This window comes from Cellulosimicrobium sp. I38E, assembly GCF_001647255.1.
GTDB lineage: Bacteria > Actinomycetota > Actinomycetes > Actinomycetales > Cellulomonadaceae > Cellulosimicrobium > Cellulosimicrobium cellulans_E.
In genome coordinates, this window is the sequence record NZ_LUAZ01000050.1 from 1 (window position 1) to 14,601 (window position 14,601).

The 14,601-nt window shown below is 71.3% G+C and carries 9 protein-coding genes; 8 read left to right on the top strand and 1 reads right to left on the bottom strand.

Annotated elements, in window-relative coordinates; genetic code table 11:
- The 5 genes from dnaA to A0J59_RS15420 form a co-directional block, all read left to right on the top strand.
- Window positions 1–1,048, top strand: a 1,048-nt coding sequence (dnaA, locus tag A0J59_RS15400; RefSeq protein WP_064316695.1) for a chromosomal replication initiator protein DnaA, incomplete at its 5' end; no start/stop codon positions are given.
- 1,265 nt (window positions 1,049–2,313) lie between these two features.
- Window positions 2,314–3,444, top strand: a complete 1,131-nt coding sequence (gene dnaN, locus A0J59_RS15405) for a DNA polymerase III subunit beta (protein WP_047230895.1) — start codon at window positions 2,314–2,316, stop codon at window positions 3,442–3,444.
- Window positions 3,445–3,502: 58 nt separating this feature from the next.
- The gene (gnd, locus tag A0J59_RS15410) at window positions 3,503–4,441 is read left to right on the top strand and encodes a phosphogluconate dehydrogenase (NAD(+)-dependent, decarboxylating) (RefSeq protein WP_047230894.1); all 939 of its coding nucleotides are present in this window, start codon (window positions 3,503–3,505) and stop codon (window positions 4,439–4,441) included.
- A 43-nt stretch (window positions 4,442–4,484) separates the two neighbouring features.
- Entirely contained in the window at window positions 4,485–5,795 is a 1,311-nt protein-coding gene (recF, locus tag A0J59_RS15415) for a DNA replication/repair protein RecF (protein WP_047230893.1), read from the top strand.
- Between the two features lie 13 nt (window positions 5,796–5,808).
- Window positions 5,809–6,453 (top strand): DUF721 domain-containing protein, encoded by a 645-nt coding sequence (locus tag A0J59_RS15420; RefSeq protein ID WP_255365259.1) that lies wholly within the window; start codon window positions 5,809–5,811, stop codon window positions 6,451–6,453.
- A gap of 133 nt (window positions 6,454–6,586) precedes the next feature.
- Here A0J59_RS15420 and A0J59_RS15425 read toward each other — a convergent pair whose 3' ends face one another.
- On the bottom strand, window positions 6,587–8,134 hold the full coding sequence (locus A0J59_RS15425; protein ID WP_064316696.1) for a hypothetical protein: 1,548 nt from the start codon (window positions 8,132–8,134) through the stop codon (window positions 6,587–6,589).
- 566 nt (window positions 8,135–8,700) lie between these two features.
- Between A0J59_RS15425 and gyrB the strand changes: the two genes are divergently transcribed.
- The 3 genes from gyrB to A0J59_RS15440 all read left to right on the top strand — a co-directional run bounded on the left by gyrB (window position 8,701) and on the right by A0J59_RS15440 (window position 14,531).
- On the top strand, window positions 8,701–10,773 hold the full coding sequence (gene gyrB / locus A0J59_RS15430; protein WP_047231203.1) for a DNA topoisomerase (ATP-hydrolyzing) subunit B: 2,073 nt from the start codon (window positions 8,701–8,703) through the stop codon (window positions 10,771–10,773).
- A gap of 174 nt (window positions 10,774–10,947) precedes the next feature.
- On the top strand, window positions 10,948–13,587 hold the full coding sequence (gyrA, locus tag A0J59_RS15435; RefSeq protein ID WP_053370666.1) for a DNA gyrase subunit A: 2,640 nt from the start codon (window positions 10,948–10,950) through the stop codon (window positions 13,585–13,587).
- Entirely contained in the window at window positions 13,584–14,531 is a 948-nt protein-coding gene (locus A0J59_RS15440) for a DUF3566 domain-containing protein (protein ID WP_064316697.1), read from the top strand. The genes gyrA and A0J59_RS15440 overlap by 4 nt, the downstream gene beginning before the upstream one ends.
- Window positions 14,532–14,601 lie beyond the last annotated feature (70 nt).

The window sequence follows — 14,601 nt, forward strand, 5'->3', positions numbered from 1 at the left end:
ACCGCAGGCGGAACCGAGCCGGCTCAACCCCAAGTACGTCTTCGAGACGTTCGTCATCGGGTCGTCGAACAGGTTCGCGCACGCGGCGGCGGTCGCCGTCGCCGAGGCGCCCGCCAAGGCCTACAACCCGCTCTTCATCTACGGAGACTCGGGCCTCGGCAAGACGCACCTGCTGCACGCGATCGGCCACTACGCGCACAACCTCTACCCGAACGTCCGCGTGCGCTACGTGAACTCCGAGGAGTTCACCAACGACTTCATCAACTCGATCGGTGAGGGCAAGGCGGGCGCGTTCCAGCGCCGCTACCGGGACGTCGACGTCCTCCTCATCGACGACATCCAGTTCCTCCAGGGCAAGGAACAGACGATGGAGGAGTTCTTCCACACCTTCAACGCCCTCCACAACGCCAACAAGCAGGTCGTCATCACGTCCGACCTGCCGCCCAAGCAGCTCAACGGGTTCGAGGACCGACTCCGCTCCCGTTTCGAGTGGGGTCTCATCACCGACGTCCAGCCGCCGGACCTCGAGACGCGCATCGCCATCCTCCGCAAGAAGGCATCGAGCGAGCGGCTCGCGGCTCCGGACGACGTGCTCTCCTACATCGGCTCCCGCATCTCGACGAACATCCGCGAGCTCGAGGGTGCGCTGATCCGGGTGACGGCCTTCGCGAACCTCAACCGCCAGCAGGTCGACCTCCCGCTCGCCGAGATCGTCCTCAAGGACCTCATCACCGACGAGGACAGCGCGGAGATCACCCCCGCCGCGATCATCGCGCAGACGGCCGCGTACTTCGGCCTGACGATCGACGACCTCTGCGGGAGCTCGCGCTCGCGCGTCCTCGTCACCGCGCGGCAGATCGCCATGTACCTGTGCCGCGAGCTGACCGACCTCTCGTTGCCGAAGATCGGCCAGCAGTTCGGCGGGCGCGACCACACGACGGTCATGCACGCGAACCGCAAGATCACCGAGCAGATGGCGGAGCGACGGTCCACCTACAACCAGGTCACCGAGCTGACGAGCAGGATCAAGCAGCAGCACCGGGGCTGAGGCGCGTCGCCGTGGGCCGGCCCGCGCACGCCGTCGGGAAGGTCCGACCCGGTCCGTCGATCCACCGTGGCCTCCCTACGCCCCGCACGGGAGGCTGCACGGCTCCTGCACGACCGCACGCTCCCCGTCACGCGCCCGCGGCGTCGGGTCTCGACGCGCTCGACGCTTCCAACCGTGCCGATCCTCGTTCCGCAGCGCGCTCCCGTCATGGGTCCATGCCGGGCTCCCGCGCGAGCAGGACCGTGTCACGTTCCCGCACCGGCTCTCCCGCCCGCCCAGGTGCCCGTGCGGCCACGTCGGCGACGACCGGTGCCTCCGCCGCACCGTCTGGCGACGTCCTCCTCCGCCTCGTCCACACCGATCCACAGAGATGCCCACTGAGGTGCATCGTCCTGTGGATACAGCCCTCACGAACGTCCCGACATAGCCTGGCGACCCCGGAAGAACGCTTCGTACACAGCGTGTGGGTCGAGTTGTCCACAGTCATCCACAGGGCATCTGTGAGTTGTGACATCCGCGTGATCTGGGGACCCGCGTTCGCCCACAGCACCCAGCGGCTCTCCACAATCCGCGGAGTACCGAGCGTTTTTCCCGGGAGGCCTGTGGAAACGGTGCGTCGTGCACAGTCTGTGGACGGCGCTCGGAGGCGGCTGCTGTGCACGCTTCTGTGGATAACTGTGGACGACCGGCCCTACGGTGTGGACGACGAGGTGCTCCACGGTGGACGACGTGTGGGGACAGATCGCTCGCCCACAGGCCGTGCGACTTTCCCACAGCCAGACCACGGGTTTGTCCACACGCGTTTCCGGGTCCTGACCTGCACTGACACCCGTTTTCCACGCATTCCACAACCCCTATGACGACGACGAAGGTTTGATCAAGGGGGAATTCCACACGCCTTCATCAGGCTCCGGCGGCCGACCCGCGCGACCTGCCCCGACCACGATCCCGCACCAGCCGCCGACCGGCCATCGGCATGCCGACGGAAGGGGCAGGCGCACCGGCCGACACCACGTCGACGTCGGTGCACAGGACCGTCCCCAGGCACGTCGTTCCAGTTCCTCCCGACCTGCTCCTCGCGTAGGGTTCATGCACGACACGTGTGCGCGGACCTGCGACCCGAGCTCCTCGCGTCCCCCGCCACGGCTCTCGCCCGGGCGGTCAGGACGTCACTCAGCCCGACGACGAGCCGTGCGCCGAGGCGCAGCCGGACGGCACATGTGAAGATCGAGTCCGATCAGGACGTTGGGACGAGAGGGTGTGGGATGAAGTTCCGGGTTGAGCGTGATGTCCTGGCCGACGCGGTGACCTGGACGGCGCGGACCCTGCCGACCCGCCCGCCTGCTCCGGTGCTCGCCGGGGTGCGGCTCGAGGCCGACGCGTCCGGGACGATCGGCCTGTCGAGCTTCGACTACGAGGTCTCGGCCCGCTCGGAGATCCCCGCGGAGGTGAGCGAGCCCGGCACGGTGCTCGTGTCCGGTCGTCTGCTCGCCGAGATCTCCCGCGCGCTCCCGGCGAAGCCGGTCGACGTCGTGCTCGAGGGCAGCAAGGTCACCGTGACGTGTGGCGCGAGCCGCTTCACGCTCCTCACCATGCCTGTGGACGAGTACCCCGCGCTGCCCGCCATGCCCGAGCTCTCGGGGACGGTCTCCGGCGACGAGCTGACGAACGCCGTCGCGCAGGTCACGGTGGCGGCGAGCCGCGACGACACGCTCCCCCTGCTCACCGGGGTCCGGGTCGAGATCGAGGGCGAGAAGATCACGCTCCTCGCCACGGACCGCTACCGCCTGGCGCTCCGCGAGCTCACGTGGACCCCTGTCACCCCCAGCTACTCGGCGGTCGCGCTCGTCCGGGCACGCACCCTCAACGACGTGGCGAAGTCGCTCGGCAGCTCGGGCCTCGTGAACGTCGGTCTGAACACCGGGGCCGGGGTGGACCTCATCGGCTTCGAGGCGGGCGGCCGCCACACCACGTCGCAGCTCGTCGACGGCGACTACCCCGCCGTGCGTCGGCTGTTCCCCGACGAGACCCCGATCCACGCGGTCGTCCCCACGGCTCCGCTCATCGACGCGGCCAAGCGCGTGTCGCTCGTCGCGGAGCGCAACACCCCGATCCGGCTGTCTTTCACGGACGGGCAGGTGGTGCTCGACGCGGGGCAGGGCGACGACGCGCAGGCGTCCGAGGCGCTGGAGGCCGTGCTCGTGGGCGAGGACATCTCGGTGGCCTTCAACCCCCAGTTCCTCCTGGACGGTCTCGGGGCCCTCGGGACGGACTTCGTGCGCCTGAGCTTCACGCACCCGAACAAGCCCGTGGAGTTCACCGGGCAGGACTCGCTGGACGGCGAGGACTCCTCGCACTACCGCTACCTGCTCGTGCCGATCCGCTTCGCGGGCTGACCGCGCGGACGGCTCCGCCCTGTCTCTCGACCGCCTCACCGCACCCCGGAGGACTCGCATGGTCACGCGCATCGGACTCGTCGGCCTCGGCAAGATGGGCAACAACATGCGGGCGCGCATCCGCGCGGCCGGCATCGAGGTCGTCGGCTACGACCCTCGCCCGGAGGTCTCCGACGTCGCGAGCCTCGCCGACCTCGTCGCGGACCTGCCCGACGACGGTCCGCGCATCGTGTGGGTCATGGTGCCCGCGGGCGAGCCGACGCGTGGCGTGGTGACCGAGCTCGGCGACCTGCTCGGCGCGGGCGACTTCGTCATCGAGGGCGGCAACTCGTACTACGCGGAGGACCAGGCGCGCGCCGCCGAGCTGGCCGAGAAGGGTGTGGGCTACCTCGACGTCGGTGTCTCCGGCGGGGTCTGGGGTCTCGAGAACGGCTACGGCCTCATGGTCGGCGGCGACCCGGTCCACGTCGAGGCCGCCATGCCCATCTTCGACGCCCTGCGGCCCGACGGCCCCCGCGAGGAGGGCTTCGTCCACGCCGGCGAGGTCGGTGCCGGTCACTTCGCCAAGATGGTCCACAACGGCATCGAGTACGGCCTCATGCAGGCGTACGCGGAGGGCTACGAGCTGCTCGCCGCGAAGAGCGAGCTCGTCAAGGACGTGCACGGCACGATGAAGGCGTGGACGCGCGGCACGGTCGTGCGGTCCTGGCTCCTCGACCTGTTCGTCAAGGCGCTCGAGGAGGACCCCCAGCTCGCCGAGATCGACGACTGGGTCGACGACTCCGGCGAGGGTCGCTGGACGGTCGACGAGGCCATCGACAACGCCGTCCCGCTGCCCGTCATCTCGGCCGCGCTCTTCGCGCGCTTCGCCTCCCGCCAGGAGCAGTCCCCGGCGCTCAAGGCCGTCGCGGCGCTGCGCCAGCAGTTCGGCGGACACGCCGTCAAGGCCGCGGGCCCGGCCTCCCCGGGGGCCGGACCCCTCGAGCCCCCGGCCTGACCGGGGCGTCCGCCCGCCTCGTCCTCGACCTCTCGCTGAACCGATGTACGTCTCGCACCTGTCCCTCGTCGACTTCCGGTCCTACGAGTCCGTCGACGTCGAGCTCGTCCCCGGCGTGAACGCCCTCGTCGGGCAGAACGGCCAGGGCAAGACGAACCTCGTCGAGGCGATCGGGTACGTGGCGACGCTCGCGAGCCACCGGGTCGCGGGGGACGCGGCGCTCGTCCGCGCCGGCGCCGCACGCGCCGTCGTCCGGACGCGGGTCGTCCGGGGCGACCGGGCGAGCACGGTCGAGCTGGAGATCGCCTCAGGCCGGGCGAACCGGGCCCGCATCAACCGGTCGCCCGCGCAGCGGCCGCGCGACGTCCTCGGCATCGTGCGGACCGTCCTCTTCGCGCCGGAGGACCTCGCCCTGGTCAAGGGTGACCCGGACGGTCGTCGACGGTTCCTCGACCAGCTCGCCGTTCTCCTGGTCCCGCGGGTGGCCGCGCTCCTGGCGGACTACGAGCGGGTGCTGCGCCAGCGGGGGGCGCTCCTCAAGTCCGCGACCGCGCTCCGGGGTCGCGGCCGCGGGACCCGCCGTCCCGCGGCCGCGGAGCCGCCGCCGGACGACGACGCGCCCGAGGGCGCGTCGTCCCCCCTCGCGACGCTCGAGGTCTGGGACGCGCGGCTCGCGAGCCTCGGCGCCGAGATCACGGCTCTGCGCCTCCAGCTCGTGGCGGCACTCACGCCGTACGTCGCCGAGGCGTACGAGCAGGTCAGCGCCGGGCAGGGCGAGGCGCGGATCGCGTACCGCTCGTCGGTCGACGAGGCGCTCGACCCAGACGGGGCCGGAGGCGCCGGTCCGGCGCCGGGTGAGACGGTCCCCGGCGGCGACGGTCCGACGTCGGCCCTCCCCGGCACGCCGGCGCTCGAGCAGCGCATGCTGGATGCCATGCGGGTGGTGCGGGCGAAGGAGGTCGAGCGCGGGGTGAACCTCGTCGGGCCGCACCGCGACGACGTCGTGCTCACCCTCGGCGGCCTGCCGGCGAAGGGGTACGCGAGCCACGGCGAGTCGTGGTCGTTCGCCCTCGCGCTGCGCCTCGCGTCGTACCGCCTCCTCAAGGACGGGGCGCCGGCGGGGCTCGACTCCCTCCTGTGGGCGGACCAGTGGGGTCCCGACGGCGAGCCGGTGCTCGTGCTCGACGACGTGTTCGCCGAGCTCGACGTCCGGCGGCGCGAGCGGCTGGCCGAGCTCGTCGCGGACGCCGGCCAGGTCATCATCACCGCGGCCGTGCCCGACGACGTCCCCGCCCTCCTGGACGGGGCGCGGTTCGCCGTCCACGACGGGACGGTGACCCGTGTCGAACCGTGACGGATCGCGCGGCGTGGCGTCGTCCGATGCCGGTGGGCCGCCCTGGGAGCGGGAGAAGGCGGCCGCCTCGGCAGGCGTCCCCGCGTCGGCGCGCGAGACCGTCGAGGACCGGGACGAGGTGGAGCCTCGGGCGACCGGGGTGCCCGTCGGAGACGTCGTGGAGCTGACGCCGCCGGCGGAGGTCGCACGGCAGGCGCTCAACCGCGCGAAGGCGGCGGCCCGGGCGAAGGGGCTGCGGCCGGGGCAGGAGCCTCGCCGCCGGATCCTGGCCGACCCGCCCACGTCGGGCGCCCGGCCGGGTGGACGCGACCCGCAGCTCCTGGGCGACGTCGTCGCGCACCTGCTGCGGGAGCGCGACTGGGTCGCCGACGTGTCGGTGGGCGGTGTCGTCGGGCGGTGGCGCGAGGTCGTCGGGGACCAGGTGGCGGACCACTGCGAGCCCGAGACCTTCGAGGACAAGGTGCTCGTCGTGCGCGCCGACTCGACCGCGTGGGCGACGCAGGTGCGGCTGCTCACCCCGCAGCTGCTGGAGCGCCTCGCGCGCGAGGTCGGCGAGGGCGTCGTGGAGACGGTCACGGTCCTCGGGCCGGCGGGGCCGAGCTTCCGGCGCGGCAAGAAGTCGGTCCGCGGACCCGGCCCGCGCGACACCTGGGGCTGAGGGCCCGACGCCGCGGGCCGCGTCGATCAGAGACGCACCAGAGGCGGTACCGACAGACGACGAGGCCCGCCGTGACCGGGTCACGGCGGGCCTCGCGGGTGGTGACCGGGGCGCTGGTCACCACGTCATGAGGTCAGGACTGCACGCGACGGCGCAGCCAGAACACCAGCGCGCCGCCACCGACGAGCAGCGCCGCGAACGCCGCGGCTCCGGCGACGGTCGCACCGGTCGTGGCGAGCTCGGGACCGCTCGCCCCCGCGGGCGCGGGGACGTCCTCGGCCGCGACGGGCGCGACGGGAGGGTTGGCGCACGCGCTCGTCGCCGGCGGGTACGACACGACCGTCGAGTACGCCGGGTTGACCTCGAAGAGGACCTCGACACCGTCACGCGTCCAGGCGTAGTTGCCCTCGGTCTCGGTGTACGACCCGTCCTCGTTGCGGACGAAGCCGGGCCACTGCTTCGGCTCCTCCGCCGAGGCGCCGGGCCACAGGATCGTCCCGTTCAACGGCTGGCCCTCCACGACGTAGTTCTCGCCACCGTTCGGGTGCAGGAACGTGATCGTCAGCGGGTTCTCGTCGTCGACCGTGATCCCCTCGGGCAGGGCCACCTCGTAGCCGAGGTAGGGCACGTCACCCTCGCAGACCGCCTCGATCGCGCCCGGGACGAGCGCGCAGGCCTCCTCGGACGGCAGCAGGTCCGCGATCGGGAAGAGCGCGCTGCGGCCGTCCTCGGCGACGACGTAGCCGAGCTCGGCCGTCTCCGCCGAGAACTCCACGGTGGCGCCCTTCGGCTCCGCGACGACGCCCTCGGCCGTGACGGTGTAGCGGAACTCCTCGGACTCGGCCGGGACGTTCTCCTCCGTCAGCTCGGTACCGCACACCTCGACCGCGGAGGGGACGACCGGCGTCGCGGGGGCGACGACCTCCTCGTCGACCGGCTCGGGCGTGTCGCACGCACCCTCGGGGAAGAGCTTCACGAGGTCCTGGTGGTCCCAGGAGATGAGGGTGCCGTCGGGGAACTCGCCGAGGTGCTTGCCGTCGGGCGAGTAGCGGATGTCCGTCGGGAGCTCGGCCAGGCCACCGGGCAGGTCGACGAGGTCCTGCTGGACCGCCCACGCGGTGCACAGCTCCTCGGTGGTCACGTCGGGCTCGATGGTCCTGGCGACCTCGCGCACCGCCTCGAGGTCGAGAGGCGCGACGAGCCACGTCTTGTCCCAGGGCTTCTCGGGCAGCGCGACCTCGTCGCTCGTGACGAGCTTCTGCGGCCCCGAGTTCTCCCAGGCAGCACCCCGCGTCGGGTCGAGCTTGGGGTAGACGTAGACGCCGACCTGGACCGGGCTCTCCTCCTCGGGAGCCTCGCAGGCCGTCGTCGTGCCCTTCCAGGACTTGTCGTACCTGTCGTTGTCCGAGGCGTCGACGGCGACGCTCCAGGTGTGGTCCTGGGTCGGGTCGAGATCGTAGGTCTTCTTGAAGTGCCCGTCGAAGCTGCGGGGCTCGAGCGTCTTGCCGTCGACGACGACGGTGAGCCCGTTCCCGGGTGCGTAGGCCCAGAGGTCGACCTTCAGGCTCTGGCAGTCGGCGACGGGTCCGCCGCTGTGGGCGGAGGCGGGGGCCGCGGTGGCTACCAGCAGGCCGCCGAGTGCGAGCGCTGTCGCCGCAGCGCTCGCGAGGAGTCTCTTCACGGGGTGAGGGTCCCTTCGGGGTCGGGCCGCCCGCGCGCCGATCACTCCGTGCGCGGACGACGCGCGAATCAGGATGGTGTGTGGTATTAGACCACCTTCGCGGCGAAATGCCGATTCCCGACTTGTCGGGACCGGGAGCGTTCCCACGACTGCCCCGGCGCGGTGGTCTGCGCGCGTTCCGGCGACGGGTGGCCGGACCGTCGGGCCGCCTGTACGCACGGCCTGTGGACAACGATGTGGAGAACTCACGACGGCACCGCACGGATCACGTCGGGAACGGCCTCGGAGATGTCCCCAGGGGCGCCACAATCCGCGGAATTCGGGTCGTGGCGGGTAGACTGGGGAGGTCATTCCGGGTCTGTTCACCACCCGTGCGCGCAGCCCTTCCGAGGAGGCGCGGCCAGCCGTCCACGGCCGACCGTCCACCCTCGCGGAGGAGCCGACGCCGACCGTGGTGCGGGCCCGGAACCCTTGAGCAGCAGCGCCCTGCTTCCGCGCGAACGCGGGCGCAGTCTGCACGACGACGAGGAGCAGTCCTGCCCGTGGCAGACCACACCGACACCGCCATCTCCGACCCGACGGCGTCCGCGGAGGCGGCACCCTCGGCGGGCGGCGGCTACGACGCGAGCAACATCACCGTCCTCGAGGGCCTCGAGGCGGTCCGCAAGCGTCCGGGCATGTACATCGGCTCGACCGGCGAGCGGGGCCTCCACCATCTTGTGTACGAGATTGTGGATAACTCTGTGGACGAGGCCCTCGCCGGGCACGCGGACACGATCGACGTGACGCTCCTCGCGGACGGCGGCGTCCGCGTCGTCGACAACGGCCGCGGCATCCCCGTCGCGATCCACCCGACCGAGGGCAAGCCGACGCTCGAGGTCGTCATGACGATCCTCCACGCGGGCGGCAAGTTCGGCGGCGGCGGGTACGCGGTCTCCGGTGGGCTGCACGGCGTCGGCATGTCCGTCGTCAACGCGCTCTCGACGCGCATGGTGTCCGAGGTCCGTCGTGACGGGTACTCGTGGCGCCAGGAGTTCACCGAGGGCGGCAACCCGGTGACGCCCGTCGAGCGGCTCGAGCCGTCGGACGAGACGGGGACCACGCAGACCTTCTGGGCCGACCCGGGGATCTTCGAGACGACCGAGTACGACTTCGAGACCCTGCGCGCCCGCTTCCAGCAGATGGCGTTCCTCAACAAGGGTCTGCACATCACGCTGACCGACGAGCGTCCCGCCCACCTCGACACCGGCGACGAGGTCACCGGGGGCGACGGGGCGGCCGACGCGGACGGCGTCTCCGAGGCGGACGACACGACGTCGGGCGCGTCCACCCCGGCTCGCACCGTCTCGTACAAGTACGACGGCGGCCTCGTCGACTACGTCAAGCACCTCAACTCGGCGAAGAAGGTCGAGCTCGTCCACCCCGACGTCATCGACTTCGAGTCGGAGGACACCGAGAAGCGGATCTCGGTCGAGATCGCGATGCAGTGGACCAGCGCGTACTCCGAGTCCGTGCACACGTACGCGAACACCATCTCCACGACCGAGGGCGGCACGCACGAGGAGGGCTTCCGCGCGGCGATGACCTCGCTGGTCAACCGCTACGCGCGCGACAAGGGCATCCTCAAGGAGAAGGACGACAACCTCACGGGCGACGACATCCGCGAAGGCCTGACCGCCGTCGTCTCCGTCAAGCTCGGCGAGCCCCAGTTCGAGGGCCAGACGAAGACGAAGCTCGGCAACACCGAGGCGAAGACGTTCGTCCAGCGCGTCGTCCACGAGCAGCTCACCGACTGGTTCGACTCGCACCCGAACGAGGGGCGCGACGTCATCCGCAAGGCGATCCAGGCGTCCCAGGCGCGCATCGCGGCCCGCAAGGCGCGCGAGGCCACGCGCCGCAAGGGCCTGCTGGAGTCGGGCGGCATGCCCGGCAAGCTGCGCGACTGCCAGTCGAACCGCGCCGAGGAGTGCGAGATCTTCATCGTCGAGGGTGACTCGGCCGGCGGTTCCGCCGTCCGCGGTCGCAACCCGCAGACGCAGGCGATCCTCCCGATCCGCGGCAAGATCCTCAACGTCGAGCGCGCGCGCCTCGACCGGGCCCTCTCCAACCAGGAGGTCCAGTCGATCATCACGGCGTTCGGCACGGGCATCGGCGAGGACTTCGACCTCACCAAGCTGCGTTACCACAAGATCGTCCTCATGGCCGACGCGGACGTCGACGGCCAGCACATCGCGACCCTCCTGCTCACGCTGCTCTTCCGGTACATGCGCCCCCTCATCGAGAACGGGCACGTGTACCTCGCGCAGCCGCCGCTGTACCGGCTCAAGTGGTCGAACGCGCCGCACGACTACGTCTACTCGGACAAGGAGCGCGACGCGTTCCTCGCGTCCGGGCAGGCCGCCGGCAAGCGGATCCCCAAGGAGAACGGGATCCAGCGCTACAAGGGTCTGGGCGAGATGGACTACTCGGAGCTGTGGGACACGACCATGGACCCCGAGCACCGCACGCTCAACCAGGTCACCCTGGACGACGCCGCCGCCGCGGACGAGATCTTCTCCGTCCTCATGGGCGAGGACGTCGAGTCCCGCCGCAGCTTCATCCAGCGGAACGCGAAGGACGTGCGGTTCCTTGACATCTGACCAGCCGGCGCCCGCCCCGCGCGGGCGACCGGCCCGCGAACGCGCCCCGGCGGCGCGGACCGCGGCAGGCGACGAGCACAGCGAGCACGCACGAACGAACGAACGAGGTAGACCGTGAGCGACGAGCAGAACCCCGAGACCGAGCCCGCGGCTCCCGGCGACGGGGCCGAGGAGATCGTGCACGCCGACGGGACGGCGGTCGCGGTGCACCACGGGCGCATCGAGCAGGTCGACCTCCAGCTCGAGATGCAGCGGTCGTACCTCGACTACGCGATGAGCGTCATCGTCGGGCGTGCCCTGCCGGACGTCCGCGACGGCCTCAAGCCCGTGCACCGCCGCGTGCTGTACGCGATGTACGACGGCGGCTACCGGCCGGACCGGTCGTACTCGAAGTGCTCGCGCGTCGTCGGCGACGTCATGGGCAAGTTCCACCCCCACGGCGACAGCGCGATCTACGACGCGCTCGTGCGCCTCGTGCAGGACTGGTCGCTGCGGTACCCGCTCGTCGCCGGCCAGGGGAACTTCGGCTCTCCCGGCAACGACCCGGCGGCCGCCCCGCGGTACACCGAGTGCCGCATGGCCCCGATCGCCATGGAGATGGTCCGGGACATCGACAAGGACACCGTCGACTTCCAGGACAACTACGACGGCCGCACGCAGGAGCCGGCGGTCCTGCCGTCGCGGTTCCCGAACCTGCTGGTCAACGGCTCGGCGGGCATCGCCGTCGGCATGGCGACGAACATCCCGCCGCACAACCTGCGCGAGGTCGCCGAGGGCGTCCAGTGGCACCTGGACCACCCCGAGGCGACCCGCGAGGAGCTCCTCGCGGCGCTCCTGCTGCGCATCAAGGGCCCGGACTTCCCGACCGGCGCGACGATCCTCGGCCACAAGGGCATCGAGGAGGCGTACCGGACCGGACGCGGCTCCATCACGATGCGCGCGGTGGTCAACGTCGAGGAGATCCAGGGCCGCGTGTGCCTGGTCGTCACCGAGCTCCCCTACCAGGTGAACCCGGACAACCTCGCGGCGAAGATCGCCGACCTCGTCAAGGACGGCCGCGTCCAGGGCATCGCCGACATCCGCGACGAGACGTCGGGCCGCACGGGCCAGCGCCTCGTGATCGTGCTCAAGCGCGACGCCGTGGCGAAGGTCGTGCTCAACAACCTCTACAAGCACACCCAGCTCCAGGACACGTTCGGCGCGAACATGCTCGCGCTGGTGGACGGCGTCCCCCGCACGCTGAGCCTCGACGCGTTCGTCCGCCACTGGACGACCCACCAGCTCGACGTCGTCGTGCGGCGCACCCGCTACCTGCTCGCCGAGGCCGAGCGCAGCATCCACATCCTGCGCGGCTACCTCAAGGCGCTCGACGCGCTCGACGAGGTCATCGCGCTCATCCGTCGCTCCCCCGACGTCGAGGTGGCGCGCACGGGCCTCATGGAGCTGCTGGGCGTGGACGAGGTCCAGGCGACGGCGATCCTCAACCTCCAGCTCCGCCGTCTGGCCGCGCTGGAGCGGCAGAAGATCCTCGACGAGCACGACGAGCTCGAGCGCAAGATCCTCGACTACGAGGACATCCTCGCCAAGCCGGAGCGCCAGCGGACGATCGTCGGCGAGGAGATGGGCGAGATCGTCGCCAAGTACGGCGACGAGCGGCGCACGACCATCCTCCCGTTCGACGGCGAGGTCTCCATCGAGGACCTCATCGCCGAGGAGGAGATGGTCGTCACCATCACGCGCGGCGGCTACGTGAAGCGGACGCGCAGCGACAGCTACCGGGCGCAGAAGCGTGGCGGCAAGGGCGTGCGCGGCGCGCAGCTGCGCGAGGACGACATCGTCGACCACTTCTTCGTGACGACGACGCACCACTGGCTGCTGTTCTTCACGAACCTCGGGCGGGTCTACCGCGCCAAGGCGTACGAGCTCCCCGAGGGCGGTCGCGACGCCAAGGGGCAGCACGTGGCCAACCTGCTCGCGTTCCAGCCCGGTGAGAAGATCGCGCAGGTGCTCGACCTGCGCGACTACGACGCCGCGGAGTACCTGGTCCTGGCGACGCGCCGCGGCCTCGTCAAGAAGACGCGGCTGTCCGAGTACGACTCGCCGCGGTCGGGCGGGCTCATCGCGATCAACCTGCGCGAGGACGAGTCGGGCACGCCCGACGAGCTCGTCGCGGCGCTCCTCGTGGACGCCGACGACGACCTCATCCTCGTCTCGCGCAAGGGCCAGTCGATCCGCTTCCCCGCGGCCGACGACACGATGCGGCCGCTCGGCCGCGCGACGTCGGGCGTGACGGGCATGAAGTTCCGCGAGGGCGACGAGCTCCTCTCGGCGGACGTGGTCGAGGAGGGCTCGGACCTCTTCGTCGTGACCGAGGGCGGTTTCGCCAAGCGCACGCGGATCGACGAGTACCGGGTCCAGGGGCGCGGCGGGCTGGGCATCAAGGTCGCGAACCTGGTGGAGGCTCGTGGAGATCTCGTGGGGGCTCTGGTGACAGAGGCCGACGACGAGGTGCTGGTGATCATGGAACGCGGGAAGATCGTGCGGTCCGCGGTCGACGAGGTGAACCTCACGGGCCGCAACACGCAGGGGGTGACGTTCGCGAAGCCCGACAAGGGTGACCGCATCATCGCGGTCGCGCGGAACGTCGAGCGTCGCCTCGGAGAGGATCGGGATACCGTGGAGGGCGAGGACGGGACCGGCACGGCCCCGGTCGGCACCGACACGAGCAGCGCACCGATCATCGACCCGACCGCCTCGTCCGACGGGGCGAGCGGGACCGAGCCGGCCCCCGGAACCACCGAGGAAACCAGATGAGCAGCGAGAACAACGCACCGCCGACGATCACGCCCCGGCTGACCGTGCCGCGTCCGGACACGGACACGACCTCGCGCGCGGGCGCGTCCACGGCGAGCAAGCACGCGGAGTCGAACGGCGCGTCGAACGGTTCGGCGTCGGGCGCCGTCCCGCCGCCGCCCCCGCCGCCGCCTCCGAGCCAGTCCGGGAGCCAGACCGGCCAGGAGCGCGGGGTCGACGACGACGGGATGGAGCGGGCGTCGGGCGAGAGCCGCGTCGCCGTCGCGCGCGCGGGTGCCGTGAAGGCGGCCGCTGCGGCCATCGCCGCGGCGAAGACCGCGGCCAAGAAGGTCTCTGCGGCGGTCCCGGCCGCACCGGCGGAGTCCGACCCTCAGCAGACCGGTCACGACGAGATCGACGACGAGACGGTGAGGCGCGTGCCCACGACCACCTCGGCGGCCTCGGCCGCGACGAACGCCCCGGCGGCGGCCTCGCTGCACTACTCCGCGGCCGGCGTGTCCGGCTCCGCGACCCCGCTCACCGGTGCCACGCCCGCCGTCGGGACCGCGACGGGCGCGACGCCCACGGTCCGGCACGACGGCGGCCCGCGCCGCGTCAGGCTCGCGGTCTCGCGCATCGACCCCTGGTCCGCGATGAAGCTCGGCTTCCTGCTGGCGGTCGCGATCGGCATCATGACCGTCGTCGCGACGGCCGTGGTCTGGTACGTCCTCGACGGGATGATGGTCTTCGCGAAGATCGAGGACCTGTTCACGCAGATCGTCGGCACCGAGACCGACGTGGACATCCAGCAGTACGTCGCGTTCGGCCGGGTGATCTCCATCGCCACGCTGCTGGGCGTCGTGAACGTGGTGATCATCACCGCGCTGTCGACGATCATGGCGTTCCTGTACAACATCGTCGCCGCGCTCGTGGGCGGCGTGCACCTCACGCTCACGGACGACTGACCCAGGGCGGCTCCCGGACCGGGGGTCACGGACCCCTCGGTTTGGGTCTGCGGCTCCCGGTGGGGTAACC

What these genes read in the sequence shown, in the direction of transcription:
- dnaN (WP_047230895.1), top strand. Translation starts at nt 2,314, where the DNA reads ATGAAGTTCCGGGTTGAGCGTGATGTCCTGGCCGACGCGGTGACCTGG.
- A0J59_RS15440 (WP_064316697.1), top strand. Translation starts at nt 13,584, where the DNA reads ATGAGCAGCGAGAACAACGCACCGCCGACGATCACGCCCCGGCTGACC.
- recF (WP_047230893.1), top strand. Translation starts at nt 4,485, where the DNA reads ATGTACGTCTCGCACCTGTCCCTCGTCGACTTCCGGTCCTACGAGTCC.
- gnd (WP_047230894.1), top strand. Translation starts at nt 3,503, where the DNA reads ATGGTCACGCGCATCGGACTCGTCGGCCTCGGCAAGATGGGCAACAAC.